The following is a 1,485-nucleotide window of genomic DNA, read 5'->3' on the forward strand; positions in this document are numbered from 1 at the left end:
CGGCACGGTCGGCCGGCGCGCCGAGTGCGAAGACGCCGGCGTCGAGCAGGGCCGCAAGCACCTCGGTGGGGATGCGGCGCTCGGCCTCGGTGCGGGCCGCTTCCTCACGGATGCGGGGCAGCACCTCGACGACGCGCTCGTGGACGGTGGGCTCCATGAGGGGCATGGTAGTGCTGGCGGAGGCCCGGCAGCGGGTCTGTCGCACTCGCCGGGACACGCCGGTGGGCGACGACACGGAGGAGGATGGGGCAGGTGAGCGAACCAGCCATGGCACTGGCATCGGACCGGGTGCTCGACGACGTACGGGCGATGCTTCCGGAGCTGTCCCGCGGCGCGGCCGAGGTGGAACTGAACGGCTCCGTCGACGCGCGGGTGCTGAGCGCGCTGGACCGCTCCGGGTTCTTCGGGCTGCTCCGGCCGGTGAGCCACGGCGGGCTCGAGGCCGACCCGATCGAGTTCTTCCGCGGGGTGCGGCTGCTCTCGCGCGTCTGCCTGGCCACCGGCTGGGTCGCTTCGCTCTTCGGCGCCCACGAGTGGCACCTGGCGGTCTTCGACGAACGGGCCCAGGACGAAGTCCGCGCCGGCGGCCCCGGGACCTACCTCGCCTCCTCCTACACGCCCGGCGGCCAACTGGTCCCGGTGCCGGGCGGCTACCGCCTCACCGGCCGGTGGCGTACGTCCACCGGCATCGCGCACGCATCCTGGGCGCTGCTGGGGAGCCTCCTGCTCGACGACGACGGCCGGCCGATCGACTTCGTCAGCGCCCTGGTCCCGGCCACCGACTACGTCGTCGAGCAGACCTGGGACCCCACCGGCCTGCGCGGTGTCGGCGCCGACGGCCTGGCCGTCCGCGACGCGTTCGTACCCGCCTACCGCACCTTCGGCTCCACCGAGCGGACCCAGCAGCAGGACATCGCCTCCGCGGCCGCCCTGGCGCCGCTCTACCGGATGCCGTACGCCACCGTGCACACCCACGCCGTCGCAGCGCCCCTGATCGGCGCCGCCGAGGGGGCGTACGACGCGCTGGTCGCAGACCGCCCAGAGGTGGCCGCGGTGCCCGCCGTCACCCGGGCGCTGACCGACGTACACGCGTCCTGGCTCCAGCTGACCCGCAACCTGGGCACCCTCCACGAGCACGCCCGCGCCAACGATCCGCACGACAACGGCCTGGCCATCCGCGCTCGCCGCGACCAGGTGCTCGCCGTGGAGCGGTCGGTTCGGGCGATCGGTGTCTTCCTCGACGCCGCAGGGGAGGAGGCGCTCGATCGGCGGCATCCGCTGCAGCGGGCTTGGCGGGATGCGCAGGTGGCGATCACCAATGCGGCCAATGCGGTTGAGGAGACGCTGTCGATCTATGGGCGCTGGGCGTATGGGATGGATATTGCTGATCGGTGGTGGTGAGTCGGTGGTGGCCGTGTTTCGTGGGGCTGTTTGCCGCCGACCCTTGCTTGGAGGGTGTTCTCGGCGGCGTCCGGAGTAAAGGAC

General features: G+C 72.7%; 1 protein-coding gene. It reads left to right on the forward strand.

From position 1 onward, the window contains the following. Positions 1-252 precede the first annotated feature (252 nt). Positions 253-1,401, forward strand: coding sequence for a hypothetical protein (locus ACFU7D_RS29595; protein WP_378874096.1), 1,149 nt, complete (start codon positions 253-255; stop codon positions 1,399-1,401). Positions 1,402-1,485 lie beyond the last annotated feature (84 nt).

It is taken from the genome of Nocardioides sp. NPDC057577, from assembly GCF_042801335.1.
Taxonomy (GTDB): domain Bacteria; phylum Actinomycetota; class Actinomycetes; order Propionibacteriales; family Nocardioidaceae; genus Nocardioides.